Source organism: Oceanobacillus sp. FSL H7-0719 (genome assembly GCF_045040795.1).
Taxonomy (GTDB): domain Bacteria; phylum Bacillota; class Bacilli; order Bacillales; family Amphibacillaceae; genus Oceanobacillus.
Genome location: NZ_CP150301.1, coordinates 343,087 through 358,331, shown reverse-complemented (window position 1 = coordinate 358,331; position 15,245 = coordinate 343,087). Strand labels below are relative to the sequence as shown.

The 15,245-nt window shown below is 36.6% G+C and carries 12 protein-coding genes and 1 riboswitch; of the genes, 3 read left to right on the top strand and 9 right to left on the bottom strand.

The window, feature by feature from the left end:
- The first annotated feature begins 109 nt into the window (after positions 1-109).
- Positions 110-640: a thermonuclease family protein gene (locus NST93_RS01705; RefSeq protein WP_405100599.1), complete on the top strand. Its 531-nt coding sequence runs from the start codon at positions 110-112 to the stop codon at positions 638-640.
- 39 nt (positions 641-679) lie between these two features.
- Here the strand turns inward: NST93_RS01705 and NST93_RS01700 are convergent, their stop codons facing one another.
- The 3 genes from NST93_RS01700 to NST93_RS01690 all read right to left on the bottom strand — a co-directional run bounded on the left by NST93_RS01700 (position 680) and on the right by NST93_RS01690 (position 4,600).
- Entirely contained in the window at positions 680-1,663 is a 984-nt protein-coding gene (locus NST93_RS01700) for a zinc-binding dehydrogenase (RefSeq protein WP_405100597.1), read from the bottom strand.
- A 320-nt stretch (positions 1,664-1,983) separates the two neighbouring features.
- A complete protein-coding gene (gene thiT, locus NST93_RS01695) occupies positions 1,984-2,559 on the bottom strand; it encodes an energy-coupled thiamine transporter ThiT (protein WP_405100595.1) in 576 nt (191 codons plus the stop codon).
- A gap of 98 nt (positions 2,560-2,657) precedes the next feature.
- Positions 2,658-2,762: riboswitch (TPP riboswitch) on the bottom strand.
- Between the two features lie 56 nt (positions 2,763-2,818).
- Positions 2,819-4,600 carry a M3 family oligoendopeptidase gene (locus tag NST93_RS01690; RefSeq protein WP_405100593.1) on the bottom strand — a complete coding sequence of 594 codons (1,782 nt, stop codon included), beginning with the start codon at positions 4,598-4,600 and terminating at the stop codon, positions 2,819-2,821.
- 386 nt (positions 4,601-4,986) lie between these two features.
- On the opposite strand from NST93_RS01690, the gene NST93_RS01685 reads away from it, so the two are divergent.
- Positions 4,987-5,523 (top strand): YceI family protein, encoded by a 537-nt coding sequence (locus tag NST93_RS01685; RefSeq protein ID WP_405100591.1) that lies wholly within the window; start codon positions 4,987-4,989, stop codon positions 5,521-5,523.
- A gap of 60 nt (positions 5,524-5,583) precedes the next feature.
- Here NST93_RS01685 and NST93_RS01680 read toward each other — a convergent pair whose 3' ends face one another.
- From NST93_RS01680 to NST93_RS01655, 6 genes are all read right to left on the bottom strand, one after another.
- Positions 5,584-6,453, bottom strand: a complete 870-nt coding sequence (locus tag NST93_RS01680; RefSeq protein ID WP_405100589.1) for a VanW family protein — start codon at positions 6,451-6,453, stop codon at positions 5,584-5,586.
- A 314-nt stretch (positions 6,454-6,767) separates the two neighbouring features.
- Positions 6,768-7,976 carry an NAD(P)/FAD-dependent oxidoreductase gene (locus NST93_RS01675; RefSeq protein WP_405100587.1) on the bottom strand — a complete coding sequence of 403 codons (1,209 nt, stop codon included), beginning with the start codon at positions 7,974-7,976 and terminating at the stop codon, positions 6,768-6,770.
- Positions 7,977-8,192: 216 nt separating this feature from the next.
- Positions 8,193-8,891, bottom strand: a complete 699-nt coding sequence (locus tag NST93_RS01670; RefSeq protein ID WP_405100585.1) for a hypothetical protein — start codon at positions 8,889-8,891, stop codon at positions 8,193-8,195.
- Between the two features lie 336 nt (positions 8,892-9,227).
- Positions 9,228-11,399 carry a DNA topoisomerase gene (locus tag NST93_RS01665; RefSeq protein ID WP_405100583.1) on the bottom strand — a complete coding sequence of 724 codons (2,172 nt, stop codon included), beginning with the start codon at positions 11,397-11,399 and terminating at the stop codon, positions 9,228-9,230.
- A 185-nt stretch (positions 11,400-11,584) separates the two neighbouring features.
- Positions 11,585-12,802, bottom strand: a complete 1,218-nt coding sequence (locus NST93_RS01660; RefSeq protein ID WP_405100581.1) for an MFS transporter — start codon at positions 12,800-12,802, stop codon at positions 11,585-11,587.
- 603 nt (positions 12,803-13,405) lie between these two features.
- The gene (locus NST93_RS01655; RefSeq protein WP_405100579.1) at positions 13,406-13,852 is read right to left on the bottom strand and encodes an RrF2 family transcriptional regulator; all 447 of its coding nucleotides are present in this window, start codon (positions 13,850-13,852) and stop codon (positions 13,406-13,408) included.
- 141 nt (positions 13,853-13,993) lie between these two features.
- Between NST93_RS01655 and hmpA the strand changes: the two genes are divergently transcribed.
- Positions 13,994-15,220 carry an NO-inducible flavohemoprotein gene (hmpA, locus tag NST93_RS01650; protein WP_405100577.1) on the top strand — a complete coding sequence of 409 codons (1,227 nt, stop codon included), beginning with the start codon at positions 13,994-13,996 and terminating at the stop codon, positions 15,218-15,220.
- The last annotated feature ends 25 nt before the right edge of the window (positions 15,221-15,245 follow it).

The following is a 15,245-nucleotide window of genomic DNA, read 5'->3' as shown; positions in this document are numbered from 1 at the left end:
TTTATTCCAAGTCTCCTGTCAATTGCTGAACAGCTGGCTGAATTTATATTTTTCTTATGTATGGAATTTGAGTTATAATAAGAAAATCATGTACTTAGGGAGAAGGAAGATGTTAAGAAAGATATTTAGTACTGTATTTTTATTTATTATCTTAATCACAGCAGCTTGTATAAGCGAAACAGAGGTTATCGGTGAAAAAGCTACATTTATTAGAGCAGTAGACGGCGACACCCTCATTGCAGAAATTGATGGACAGGAAGAGTATGTTCGTCTCTTATTAATTGATACACCAGAAACAAAACATCCTACAAAAGACGTGCAGCCCTTTGGTTTTGAAGCAAGTAAATTCATGGAGACTGCATTTGAAAAGAATGAAACAATTTATTTAGAGTTTGGTACTGAAAAACGTGATAAATATGACCGTATACTCGCCTATCTTTATAATGAGAATGGCGATATGATTAACGAATTGCTTCTCGAGGAAGGTCTTGCCCGTGTTGCATTTGTCTATCCACCAAACGATAAGTATGTGGATGATTTTTATGAAATTGAAGAAAAAGCCAGAAATAAAAATTCAGGAATATGGAGTATTCCTGGTTATGTAACAGATTATGGATTCAATTCAGATGCTTTAAATTAAAAATGCAGTATGCCTTCTGGAACGAGGCATACTGCGTTTTTAATTCTCCATTTTCAATGCTACTTTTCCAAATTGATTGCTATCCTTTAAATAAGTCAATGCCTGATTAGCTTCCTCTAGAGGGAATACCTTGTCAACCACTGGGCGCAATTGTTTTTCCTCCATGAGTTGAAGCAATTCACGAAGTTCCTCCCTGCTCCCCATTGTAGAACCGAAAAGCTGATATTGACCATAAAAGAATTCTCTTAGGTTTAAATCTATATTATCTTCTGTTGTTGCTCCGAAAACAACGATTCTTCCACCCTTTTTTAAGATTTCCAATGAACGATTAAATGTAGCTCTTCCTACACTGTCAATCACTAGATCAATTACTTCATCTTCTAATTCCTTTTTCCAGTCACTTTCTGTTGCGATTGCAAGATCTGCACCCAAATCTTTAGCATGCTCCAGTTTTTCTTCACTTCTGGAAGTTACGATTACCTTGGCACCAAGACTCTTGGCAAATTGAAGCATGTACGTGCTGACCCCGCTTCCTGCTCCCGGAATAAAAACAGTGTCTAAAGCTTTAACTTGTCCTTTCGTTACCAGTGCACGATACCCTGTTAAGGCTGCTAAGGCAAGCACGCCCGCTTCATCCCACGTAAGATGACTCGGCTTTTTTTCCACCTGGTCTTCAGAGAGAACGATTTTCTCAGCAAACGTTCCATGATCAGGCATCCCTAATATATCAAAGCTTTCTGGCGGGGCTGGCGTATTCTCTTTCCATCGCAAACCAGGATTAATAATTACCTCATCACCAGGTTGTATTGACGTCACTTCTGCTCCTATTGATTCTATAATCCCTGCTCCATCAGAGCCTAAAATCAATGCATCCTTATCGTTGCCTCTGCGATTTGGAATATAAAGATCCCGGCGGTTAAGTCCCGCTGTTTTTAATTTAACGATGACGTCATTTTTTCCAGGAGTGGGATCTGGCATCTCTTTTATCTTAAGTTCCCCATGTTCAAAAACAAATGCTTGCATCTTCATCCCCTCTTTCTCATTTTTCTAATTATATAAAGCATACTAGTATTATTCCAATTATGCTATTAATAAGATTTTAATTTAGATAAAATAACTAACTGTTAATATTCCTTGAACGAAGCAGCATTTCCATACTCGGATTGAAAGGGCAGCAATAAGACTGAATATAGCCAGGCCGGAATATTGTGAGTAACCATATAAGTTATTAAAATCCTGCATATAGCTTTCAAATACAATCTTATGATGCAAAAAACCTCCTTATTTCATCTAGATGAAACAAGGAGGTTCATTTATATGAGCGGATTCCAAATACACTTTCTTTAACTTGATGCTAGGTTCAGCAAAGTTCGTGGCTGTTTATGGAATAAAAAGAATACGATTGCTGATGATAATATAAATGACGGGAACATATATGAAATATTATAAATCATAGAATATATCCACACAGATTGCCCTTCAATCGCTGATTCAAAAAATACAACACCTGCTGTAAAATGGGCTAGAAACCTTAAAAGTGAACCCAGCAGAACACCACCAGTGATATATGTCAGGTAAATTTTGGTCTTGCCTTCTTTCACGGCTTCCTGAATCTGACTTGCAAAGATTCCAGCAAAGCCAATTACAGTAAAAGCAAGTCCGTAATCTATAAAGCCTTGTAACGGTGTAAGAATATATGCATTCCCAGTCACAATTTGCAGTATCCCCCAAAGGAGACCAGATATTAATCCACCTTTCAGTCCCCAGCGGAAAGCAACAATAAACACCGGAATCATTGCAAATGAAATTGATCCGCCTTGAGCCCAAATTTTAAACGATAATGGCAAGATATCCAATAATAATGCAAGCGCCGTAAAGATTGAAACTTCAATTAGAAATAGTATTTTCTTAGAATTCAACCCGATTACTCCCCTCTTTAAAGCAAATTTTTTCACACAAAAAAAGCAATGCCAAGGGAAGGTCCTGATGGGGAATCCGCTCGCATTGCTTTTATTATCCATCAAAAAACCATCATCCCTACGCTAGTACTAACTAACAGGTTCTAAGGGTCTGAGCAATTCATTGCTCACTCTCAGCTGTTACAGCTCCCCTTGTTGGTTTTGCTATTTACTTTTTTTGTTGCTTTCATTATAACGAATTTGCAAGACTTTTACAAATTTATAGTGCCAGGAACTCCTCTACATCTGCAACACAAAGTGCAATTGCATCCTCCCAAAAATCGGATTTTGTAAGATCTGCCTGCAGATGCTTCATCGCCAGTTCCTCAACTGACATTCGTCCTGTATCCCTTAATAGCGCAATATAATCATCTTCAAAGCTGCCTGCTTGTTTCTTTGCGTACGCATAAATGCCAAGACTGAATAAATAACCAAATGTATAAGGGAAGTTATAAAATGGTGTTCCCGTAATATGGAAATGCAGCTTTGAGGCCCAAAAACTTGGGTCGTATTCATCCAGTGCACCCTGATAGGCTTCTTTTTGTGCCTCAACCATTAATTCGTTTAAGCGGGCAACGGATACAAAACCTTTTTCTCTCTCTTTATAGAAACTTAATTCAAATATAAATCGAGCATGAATGTTCATGAAAAACGCAACACTGCGATTTACCTTTTCCTCCAGCATCGCTTGCTTTTCCTCTTTAGACGCTGCATTTTGTACAGATGCATCCGCTACAATCATTTCCGCAAAAGTGGAAGCTGTTTCAGCGACGTTCATCGCATAACGCTGATTCAAGCCATGAATATCATTCATAACATGTTGATGATACGCATGTCCAAGTTCATGGGCCAACGTTGAAATATTTGAAGCCGTCCCTGAATAAGTCATGAAAATCCTGGTCTCTTTGCTATCAGGAAAGCTTGTACAAAATCCGCCGGGACGCTTGCCTGGGCGGTCCTCTGCTTCAATCCAGCGCTTTTCAAATGCCTGCTTTGCAAAGTCTGCCATCTTGGGACTAAACTTATGGAAATGATCAATAATAAAGTGAGCACCTTCTGTATAGCTGGATTTTTTGACTGTTTTTGTTATCGGTGCCCCAACATCATAAGCACTTAATTTATTCAATCCGAGAAGTTCCGCTTTTTTATTCAAATATTTTACGAAATGATGTTTATTATTCGTAATTGCTGTCCACATGGCATCTAGAGTCTCTTGCTTCATTCGATTAATCGATAATGGCTCTTTTAATACATTATCCCACTTGCGATGTTTATATGTTTGCAAACGGAAGCCTGCCAAATGATTTAATGTTTGAGCAAATAAAGAGGACTGTTTATCCCATGCTGCTTGCAACCTTTCAAAAACATGTTTACGTACATTGCGGTCTCCTGAGCTTAACTTATTCGAGGCTTGACCAATCGAATATGTATTGACTTTACCATCTTCTTCAATTTCTACCTTCATATTGCCTACAATCGTACTGTACATTTGATTCCATGCGTGATAGCCATCAACAGCCAAATCATTAATAATTACTTCTTGTTCCAATGGCAATAGCTCTTTGGCATTCCGACGATACTCATTTAGAATATATCTTAAATCTTCTAGCTTTTCACTATCTAACAGCTCTTCCCAGGCTTGGTCAGGTATCTCTGAGATTTTTTCTTTGAAGTCTGTCATGACAGCACCAAATTCTGCTGTTAGCGCACTGCCATTGCCTATTAGAATATTTGCACCTTCATCATTAACATCCTGTGCACTTAAACAGCTGACAAATGCTCCAGATTGTCGAATATGAATCATTGTTGATTCAAGGTCATTAATAATTTTAACAAGATCTGCTTCTACATTTTTTTGTTCTGGATTAAATTCAGCTAGTTCTGCAGAAAGTGTTTTAATTTCCTGCTTGATATTTTCTACATAACCAGCATAAGCCTCTGAGCTGCTTCCTCCTGGAAATATACCATCTAAATCCCAAACCGGATTGTACGTCTCTTGCATTTTATCTCTCCTTTTGTTGTATCTGGGTCTCAAATGAAATTGAAGAAATAACATACAGTAAGTATATACTGTTGGATATTCTGTATCATTTTTGAATTACCCGACTATTTATGATTGTCTTTCTATTATAACGAATTCTAAAAGATTATTCATTCTTTAAACGAAAGATCTCTCAACTTTATTGTTTAACCCCATGTAAAAAAAGGAATTGGAATTATAATGTCGTTAAAACAACCGTAATTTACTATTGATTTGTAAATTTATCTTTAAATAAGTATTTTTTAATTAAGAACACTTGACAATATCAATTTATCATTCTATACTAAGTAACATAAAGTAAGTAACGCAACACATTCTAACAAAATATTATTTGGAGGTAATTATTTATGTCAAAAACAAAATGGAATTTAGATGCAGTTCACAGTGAAGTTGGTTTTTCAGTTAAGCACATGATGATTTCAAAAGCCAAAGGTACTTTTGATAAATTTGACGCAGTCGTAGAAGCTGATGTAGAAGATCTTACAAGCGCTACAGTTGAAGTTACAATCGATGCTGCAAGCATTAATACACGGAATGAAGATCGTGATAATCACCTTCGTTCAGGAGATTTCTTTGATACGGAAAATCACCCGACAATTACGTTTGTTGCTACAGATATTAAGAGCACAGGCGGTAACGAATACGATGTAACAGGCGACTTAACAATTCGCGGAACTACTAAACCGGTAACACTTGATGTAACATTCGAAGGACAAAGCAAAGACCCTATGGGTGGCGCTACTGTAGCTGGATTTAGTGGTTTAACTAAAATCAGCCGTGAAGAATTCGGACTTACTTGGAACGCAGCTCTTGAAACAGGCGGTGTCCTAGTATCAGATGAAGTTAAAATTAACTTCGAACTAGAACTTCATAAAGCTGAGTAATTTCAGCTAAACATTTAAAAAGTGGTTACGAGCATTTTTTGCCCGTAGCCACTTTTATATTTAGTCAGCAGAAAAATTTTCTGCTGTTTCAGATGTATAGATTTCAATATTTAAATACCCTTTTGTTGCTTTTGAGCGAATTACAATCGGTTCGTTATATAAATTTTTAAATGAAAAGTCCGGTCCCCACCAGCTTACTGTTGCATCTCGACCCGGTGGCACATATGGAACCCTGCGGCTATGGGTAAATCTTTCAACCATTTGTATTCCATTTTGGTCTGCGGCGTTAAACAATGTGGAAGATACCTGGCATATCCCCCCACCTATGTCTTCAGAAAATTCTCCTCTAACGATTACAGGAGCACGTTGGTACCCTCTCTCCTTCGTTCTTTCGCCAACAGTTTTATTAAATGAGAAAATTTCACCAGGAAATATAACTGCTCCATTAATTGCATCTGCAGAAAGCATAATATTATTTGTTCTTTCTTTATTACTGGAATTAAAATACGTAGAATAACTGCCAAGTTTTTTTTGGCTGATTTCTTGTAATAAAGCCGCATCTATACGAGGTTCTACAAATTTTACAGGGATCTCCAGCTGCACATCCTCCTCTTTATAAAAAGCTTCAATAAAGCGGACTTTAAATGTATAACGATCTAAAGTCTTACCTTGCTTTCCCTCAATGATTCTTTGATTTTCATCATATGACGCATTAATTGGAGTAACAGCTATTTCAGACTCTAATGAATGCATGAGTTTTTCTAATTTCTTTTTGTCGATGAGAGCAGAATCAATGAAGGAAAGCTGATAATGTAAAAGTTCCTCCTTCTGCAGATTAATCTTCTTTATTTCCAATTGGTTATCATTCTCAGCAAAAGTTAAAACAGGAAATAGACTGCATAATAATAGGAATATAAGAAAACTTCGCATCCAATCACCTCTATCTTAATATGGCTTAATAACAGTGATTACATACTTAAGACAGATAGGATGAAAGTTCAATTATACTCTTATCAAAGTAAAAACGGTTTTGAACATCATGATAACAGATGTTCAAAACCGTTTTATAATTTTCCCCAGTCATTATAACTATTAACGGAAGTCCCTAGAATCTTCCATTAAGTCACTTACTGCTCGGTAACCCACCAAAGCAGCTATCGCAAATAGTAAACCGCAAAATACTCTTTTCATTTTTTATCTACTCCTCTTTCCTGTATTTGTTGGATTTTTAGTAGAATTTTAAATTAGAAAGGACGGAATTTTCCTTTTTTCAGTAGTACTTTTGCTCCACCTACTGAGAATAATGCACGGTCATCTACAACTTTTTTCATCGCTGCAGCTGCTTTACCTTGTAACTTTATACCTGAGAAAATGTTTCCAATCCCATCGGAAAGCCCAAGTGAAGCTACTGTACCTTTATCATCAAATGCAAAATCATTTAATGGTAAGCCATATAACAGATTCTTAATGTTATTTGCTACAGCTGCTCCCTCTTGCATTGCTAACTGACCAGTTGGAGGATAAGGTTTGCCAGTTTCTTGATTCATTGTCCAAGAACAATCACCAAGAATAAAGATGTTTTCAGATCCAGGCATGCGCAGATCTGAATCAACTGTTACTTTACCTCGGAATACTTCAAAACCAGACTTCGCAAGAACAGGACTGCCAGTTACTCCACCTGTCCAAACGCTTGTACCAGCTTTAATTAATTCATTATCTTCTCCAACAATAAACCCTTCTGGAGTACATTCTGAAATCGCTGCACCAATTCTGAATTCAACACCACGGTCTTCCAATGCTTTTTTCGCATATGAAACTAAATCATCATCAAATACCGGCAAAATAGATGGTGCTGCTTCAACGTTAATAATTCGTGCTTTGCTGCGTGGAATGTCATATTTCTTACATAGCTCAGGAATCTTATCAGCTAATTCACCAACGAATTCAATACCAGTGAATCCGCCACCACCGACTAATACAGTCAGATCGTTTTCATCTGTTGATTCTCCGCTGCTGTATTGAGCAAATTTATATTCAATATGTTCACGAATTACACGAGAACTCTCAATATCTTGGATAAAGAATGCATTTTCTTCCATCCCTTTAATACCGAATGTATTTGTAACAAAGCCAAGTGCAACAACTAGGTAGTCGTATGCTACTTCACTATTTTCTAATACAACACGTTGTTCATCCTGTTTGATTTCAACCACTGAATCATAAATCAAGCGAACACGTTTTGGATTAACTACATCTGAAATCATGTAACGTGCCTGATTATGGTTAATTGTACCTGCTGCAACTTCATGTAACCATGTTGTTTCATAATGGTAATTATGCTTGTTGATTAGCACAATTTCTACTTCTTCCGGTGATAATTTTTGAGCTAATTTACGTGTAGCTGTTAAGCCCGCGTAACCAGCACCCAACACAACTATTTTGGGTTTATTCATGATAACACACCATCCCTTTTATATGTTTTTACTCTAGATAGCAGAAGCGATTCATACTTATGCATACATTTTATGTATTATTAGGTCGCTTATACTATGTTCTCGTTTTACTTACTTTAATATGATAGCAAATTTTTTTTAATTAAGCTAATTATGAAGTGAATTTCAGTCAAAATATGTTCTTATTCTTATACTGAAATTCGCTTCTCTATAAAACTATCCCAATACTGGCAGATCACCTTCATCGGGCTGCGGGTCTGTTTCTTGATTGGATTCTTTTTCTTGTTCTCGATCAGGCGCCTTTGGGTTGGATTCTGGATTTGAATCTGAATCAGGTTTCGATTCGGGTTCTTGAACAGGCTTTGAATCGGGTTTGGGCTTAGGTTTTGAATCAGGCTTCGGACTGGGTTTTAAATTTGGTTTTGAATCCTCTTTTGGCTTTTCCGCTGCCTTTTCCTTCGTCTGCTCATAACTATTATCTTTTTCATTCCCTGCAGACGGTGGAGAGTAATTTGGTTTATTGCCCTGTGTAGGAGCCCAATTTGTTTCTGTCTCCGTCCAAACCTCATTTTCTGCTGTCCCAAGTGATTTTTCTTCATCAACTTCTTCAACTAACTCATTCTCCACAGTTGCGGCTGCTGTAAACTTCTCTTTGCCCTTTAAAGCTAAAGTGCCCAGTGTCTTGCGCTCTATAATTTCAATTGGTGCTTTTTCTATTTTTTCCTCTATTACAAAGGAAAGTTCCTCTGTTTCTTCTTTATCCGTCTTCTCTGTATTATCACTTTCGACTTCTTTATTTTCTTTTTCCCCATACTCATCATTCGTTTTATTTGCTTGATAAACTCCTGCACCGACTACAAATACAAACGCAAGCAAAGCAAATATATTAATGAAAAGCAGTTTTTTCGGCTTCATTCATTAACCTCCCGAAGTATTCATCTAAATGTATATTAGTATGCTGTCCCTATTGTACGCTTTTCTTTCAGCAGTTTTCAATGGTTTTCGAGATACTTTTCCAAGAGTATCTATATTTCGAGGTTTTTCTTATCCTTTAGTCACAAACCTGGCCTAACTTTGGAAATAACATAGCAATTACAAATTTGAATGCCATACTCCTATTCTAGAGAGCAGGACATTGTTATTATTAAAACGCAATTCTTATAAAAAAATCCCAACTTCCCAGTGAAATAAGGCAAGTTGGGATTTTTTTATATACTAGAGATGCTTGTTTATACTTAAATTAAAGCAGATTTACTTCTTAAATTCCATTTCCCAGCTATAATAGCCTTGTTCCCCATTTTTATTATAACTGAGATAGGCACTGAATTTCTTTCCCTTTTTGCTCGTAAGTCCTTTTACATGTGCTTGTTTACTTTTTAAAATTTGCTTTACCATTGTTTTTGTCGGTTTTTTCCGCATCGAGGCAAGATATTTATCATTTTTCCAAATCGCGAATTTACAGCCCTTCTTCCAGTTGCTGCAGCTGAATGCTTTATAAGCTTCGACAACATCTCCGCCACATTCAGGGCAAGTTCCTAATACTTCATTGGAAGCTTTTTTACTTGCTAGCTCATTGATAATAATCTCTTCTGCAGTCTTGATTGTTTCTACTGCCTCTGTTGTGAAATGAAAAATAGTTTGCAGAAAATCTTTTTTTGTTGCTGTTCCTTTTTGTATATCAGCCAGCCCTTTTTCTAAACGTCCCGTAAATTCGAGATCAAATAAGTTTTTCACTGGGAAAGTTTCTACTAATTTCCTTCCTAAATCCGTACAAAATAGATTTTTTCCTTTTGAAGAAATATAACCAACATCTTTCAATTTTTTAATTGTTTCTGCTCGTGTAGCTGGAGTACCAATACTGAACCCAGTTAGAATAGTTCCAAGGATTGCTTCATCTGTCTCTTCATCTTCCTTCATATTTTTGCCACAGGTTTCCATTACACGCAGCAGCGTTTTTTCGGTATGCTGTTTTGGCGGCTGTGTGACATGATCTGTCAGTTCGCTTTCTTTTACAGTGACCGAATCATCTTTATTAATCAAAGGAAGCAGAACATCCTTCGACTGGATTTTTTCAACCTTTTTCCATCCTTCAATCAGCTGGACTCTGCCTTTAGTGAAAAATAATCCCTCAATCTGTGCATCGATTACTTTGGTCACTAACTTCGTTTCTTCGTATTCAGCAATTGGCATGAACTGCATAATAAAGCGATTTTTTATAGCGTTATAAACGATTGACTCATCTGCTGACAACCGTTTCGGCTTTAAATAAGTTGGAATAATCGCACTGTGACTTTCCACCTTTGCGTTATTAAAAACTCGTCGTGTTTTCATAAACTTAATTTCATCTTTATATGGCAAATCCTCACTATGCGTTTTCAGAACATGCGCTGTTTTTCCAACTAAACTCTCTTCTAAAGCAACACTGGATGTCCGCGGATAGGTTATATATTTTTTCTCATATAAAGATTGGGCAACTTTTAATACTTTATCAGATGTCCAGACTTTAAATTTACTCGTTATGAATCCTTGCAGATTTGAAAGATTAAATAGAAAAGGCGGAAATTCTTTTTTCTTTTCCACTTTTTTATCAATGACGGTACCGTGCTTATTTTCAATTGCTGCTTGAATTTTTGCCAGCTCTTGTTTATTTTTAAATTTATCTTCTTTACCTGCCATATAGGTTGCTTCATAAGTTGCCTGTTTCTCTGTTTCGAAGATTGCTGCTAGCTTGAAATAATCTTCAGGCTTGAAATCCTCTATTTCTTTATCACGATCATAGATAATTTTCAAAGTTGGAAGCAGAACACGACCAATGTTTAGGGCTTTGCCACTGCCCTTTTGATATTTCAGTGTAGTAACAGACGTGAGGTTAATGCCGATGACCCAGTCTGCCCATTGCCTGCTGATTCCTGCATCCCTCAGTGGTTGCATTTCATCATTTTGTTTTAGTCCTTCTAAACCTTTTTTTACTTCATTTGGTGTCCATTCATTAAGCAGCAGTCGATATACTGGCTTCCCGGGACGCTTGCCGCCTCGATAAATAATGCTGTCGCCAATTAGCTGTCCTTCTCTGTCATAGTCGCAAGCTGAAATAATTCCATCTACATCAGAACGGCGAATCAGGGATTCAATAATTTTTAACTGTTTTGCAGCTCCTGGGTCCGCATATGCCCGATTTCGCGGATTACTTTTCACTTTATATTGAAATTTATCGGGAATAAACGGAAAGTAATTCATGCGCCAGCGCATCATTTTTGCTTCATAATCTTTGGCATCGTATAACTCAACCAGATGGCCAAATGCCCATGTAATCAGATAACCATTTCCTGAATAATAGCCATCATTTTTTGTTTTTATATTTAGTGCATCTGCAATATTCTTTGCTACAGATGGTTTTTCTGCAAGTATTAATTTGAGACCCATGTTTAGAGCAGCCTCCCTTATCTTAATCAATTAAAACGAACATGTATTCTCAATTATAGTTTGGCTGAGTTCCTCAAAAATGTCAAACTATCATTTTGATAAGTACTGGCTGACTAATCATAACCATATATTGCTTTCAAGGAATCTTTCTCATGGAATAATCAGCTCTTACTAAAAATTTGTGTTCATCTATAATAAGCTTTTTTCGTTTTATCAAAAACGAAAAAGCTAATCATTAAACCAAAAATTAAAAACATCATCGAACCAATTGTATATGTTGAACGAATATCAAGCAATTCAGCGAACAATCCAACCATCACTGTAAAAACAATGATAAGCATTGCTTCCAATATTCCTAAAACACTTGAAAACCTCCCCATAATATCTACTGGAACATTATTTTGGTAAAAGGTTAAAATCCCAGTGTTTGCAAAAGATAAAGCAAATGTAATGATGAAAACACCAATTGATGCTGTAATGAACTGATTCGAAACCCCAAATATTACGTATCCCAGAGGTGTAAATACCGCTCCAAAGGAAAGAAGTATTTTCAAATTTAAGCGGTCGGCCAGCAATGCATTTATTAAGGAGCCAACTATAATTCCGATTCCAGCTATACTTACAAGAAAACCATACGTGCTTTCCGTCATAGATAGCACCCCTGTTGCAAATGCTGCTTCTAATGAATCTAACGCCGTCATGCATACTGTGATTCCACTGAAAAGGATGTAGATTAAGGAAATATACATATTCAATTTGCTATAGTTTAATATTATATTGAAGTCGTTTCTTATTACTCTAAGGCTCACTCTTTCGGCAATTATACTTTGATTTCCAGCTTCTAAGTCAGGCAGGTTAAAAATGATTATTGCCGAGATAAGTAATGCGAGTGCATTTAATTGAATAGCTGTATTTACAGTACCTATCATAAATAGCAAACCAGCAACCGAAGGGCCCAATATAAAACCGCTTGAATTAATAAAGCTTCTTAATGCATTAAACCTTTGCCGTTCCCCTGTCGGTACAAGTCTTGTCATGTAAACAAAAGAAGCTGGCTCAAAAATTGCACTTGCAATATTGATGATAAAAGCCAATATATAAATCAATAACAATGAATCCATAAATGAAAGTACATATATGAACAATGCTCTGCTTAAATCTAAAAAGATCATTATGTTTCTTTTATTCAGTCTGTCGATAAAACTGCCGGCCCAAGGATTCGTACATAAAGCTGCAATTGGTATAAGGATATATAAGACCGCAACCGCCAGTGGCGATCCTGTCATATTTAAAACTATTAAATTTAATGCGATTAAATAAATCCAAGCTCCCAGATTAGAGACTCCAATTCCCAAAAGCAGCAATAACGAATTTTTCCATTTATTCGTTTTATTCGTTTTCATCCTCTCCCCCACCTCTAAATTCAAGTTTTATAAGATACTAAAAAAGCTCACCCCCAAAGTCTTTAGACCTTGAGGGCGAGACTTCTTGAATTTAGAAGTTCACGGTGCCACCTCTGTTTGTTCCTGTGTCGCCACAATAACCTTTTCAAGTACACCCTAGAGCTTCTTACAGGGTATACTCATCTCAATAACGGGAGAAACCGGTACATCATCAATGATCAATAGACCAATATCCTGTGTACAGCTCAGAGACTTGGTTCTATGCACTCCTACATCCTCCTTCACAGCTTACGGAGTTCTCTGTCATGCTTAAGCACATATACTCTTCTCTTCATTGCTTTTTATTTAAAAATATTTTAACACAATTCAATCAACCTGGAAACAGTCTTAGGAAAATCATACCATCTTATTAAAACCAATTATTTTACAAGCATAAAATAAGGGCTGAGAGGACATTCACATTAGCCCTATTCATCCCTTATTTTAGAATTATGTTTATTCAAAAACTCTTCTCTGAAAATATCTTGAAGGTTTATTTTTAGATTTTCAAGCGTGTTCCATTTAATCTTCTTCATACGAAGGCACCAGGATATACCTATATACTTACTGTTTTAATTTTATCCCCATCAGTGCCTTAAGCTCTTCCTCGTTTTCTATTAAATCCTTAATTGTATACTCCTCAAGCACTTTAAAAAAAGCATGCAATGCTCTGTTCAAAACGTGTTTCAGTGTACATCCCGGTGAAATAACGCAATGATTTTGCCCTTTGTCAAAACATTCCAGCAGCACAAAATCGTTTTCCAGCTGTCGTACTAGAAGACCAACATTAATTTCTTCTGCAGGTTTCGCCAGTCGAATTCCACCATTTCTGCCTCTAATCGTTTCAATCAAACCCATCTTATTTAACTCAAACACGATTTTACCTAAATGATGCTGGGAAATATCAAACACCCTGGATATTTCTTTAATACTAGCAAGCTCTTCATCCGCTTTCATCCCCGTAAACAACAAGACCCGAAGTGCATAGTCTGTATATTTTTTTAAATTCATTTATCTTTCTCCTTGTTATTGTCTTCACATTATTGTAACATAAATCGCTTTTTCCCCTATTGTCACAGTGTTAACTTTAATTATACAATAAAGATGTATTTGAAATACATGTTTAAATACTCAAAGGGAGTGCTTTTATTTATGACAACTACAAAAACAGGTTTAAACAAGGAAACACGTGAAATTATTAAAGCAACGGTACCAGTATTAAAAGAGCACGGCGAGAAAATTACAACACGCTTTTATCAAATGATGTTTGAAAATCATCCAGAATTAAAAAATATCTTTAACCAAACGAACCAGCGTAAAGGCGATCAGCCAAAAGCGCTAGCAAACACTGTTTACGCAGCTGCTGCGAATATCGACAATTTGGAAACGATTTTACCACATGTAAAATCAATCGCACATAAACATAAAAGTTTAAATATTAAGCCAGAACATTATCCAATTGTCGGAAAACATTTACTGCTCGCAATAAAGGATGTACTTGGCGATGCAGCTACCGATGATATTATTGATGCTTGGGAAAAGGCATATGGTGTTATTGCTGACATATTTATTTCAGTTGAAAGTGAAATGTATAAAGAAGCAAAAAATATGACAGGAGGATGGGCTGATTTCCGCAACTTTAAAGTAACGAAAAAGATTGTAGAAAGTGAAGTAATTACATCTTTTTATTTAGAGCCTGTCGATGGTAACCCTCTCCCTGTCTATCAAGCTGGACAATATATTACAGTGAAGGCTGAAATCAAAGGAGCATCTTATAATCAACTGCGTCAATACAGCCTGTCTTGTGCACCAGGTGAAGGTGTATACCGTATCAGCGTGAAGCGTGAAGATGCAATTGGTGACAACCCTGCTGGTGTTGTGTCAACCTTCCTGCATGACAATGTTCACGAAGGAAGTATCCTTCCAATCAGTGCCCCATCTGGAGAATTTGTGCTGGATTTAAAAGATACTCGTCCGTTAGTATTGATGAGTGGCGGTGTTGGACTTACACCAATGATGAGCATGCTGGAAACAGTAATTAAAGAACAGCCAGAACGTGAAGTAATTTTCATTCACGCTGCCAGAACTGGAAAAGTTCATGCAATGAAGGATCGTGTAAATGAAATTGCTGAGCAGAATGAAAATGTAACAAGCTATATCGTTTACGGCAGCCCTGAAGCAGATGACAAATGTGATAAAGAAGGATATATCGATGCAGCATGGCTTGCAACCATCCTTCCTACAAATAATGCTGCATTTTATTTCTGTGGACCTAAAGGATTCATGCGTGCAGCCTACCAAAACTTAAAACAAAATAATGTCGCTGATTCCGACATCCATTTTGAGATTTTCGGACCAGCAGAGGATATTATAAATTAATAAAAGATGGGGCACAGATACAGAA

What these genes read in the sequence shown, in the direction of transcription:
- NST93_RS01705 (WP_405100599.1), top strand. Translation starts at nt 110, where the DNA reads ATGTTAAGAAAGATATTTAGTACTGTATTTTTATTTATTATCTTAATC.
- NST93_RS01700 (WP_405100597.1), bottom strand. Translation starts at nt 1,663, where the DNA reads ATGCAAGCATTTGTTTTTGAACATGGGGAACTTAAGATAAAAGAGATG.
- NST93_RS01690 (WP_405100593.1), bottom strand. Translation starts at nt 4,600, where the DNA reads ATGCAAGAGACGTACAATCCGGTTTGGGATTTAGATGGTATATTTCCA.
- NST93_RS01685 (WP_405100591.1), top strand. Translation starts at nt 4,987, where the DNA reads ATGTCAAAAACAAAATGGAATTTAGATGCAGTTCACAGTGAAGTTGGT.
- NST93_RS01680 (WP_405100589.1), bottom strand. Translation starts at nt 6,453, where the DNA reads ATGCGAAGTTTTCTTATATTCCTATTATTATGCAGTCTATTTCCTGTT.
- NST93_RS01675 (WP_405100587.1), bottom strand. Translation starts at nt 7,976, where the DNA reads ATGAATAAACCCAAAATAGTTGTGTTGGGTGCTGGTTACGCGGGCTTA.
- NST93_RS01670 (WP_405100585.1), bottom strand. Translation starts at nt 8,891, where the DNA reads ATGAAGCCGAAAAAACTGCTTTTCATTAATATATTTGCTTTGCTTGCG.
- NST93_RS01665 (WP_405100583.1), bottom strand. Translation starts at nt 11,399, where the DNA reads ATGGGTCTCAAATTAATACTTGCAGAAAAACCATCTGTAGCAAAGAAT.
- NST93_RS01660 (WP_405100581.1), bottom strand. Translation starts at nt 12,802, where the DNA reads ATGAAAACGAATAAAACGAATAAATGGAAAAATTCGTTATTGCTGCTT.
- NST93_RS01655 (WP_405100579.1), bottom strand. Translation starts at nt 13,852, where the DNA reads ATGAATTTAAAAAAATATACAGACTATGCACTTCGGGTCTTGTTGTTT.
- hmpA (WP_405100577.1), top strand. Translation starts at nt 13,994, where the DNA reads ATGACAACTACAAAAACAGGTTTAAACAAGGAAACACGTGAAATTATT.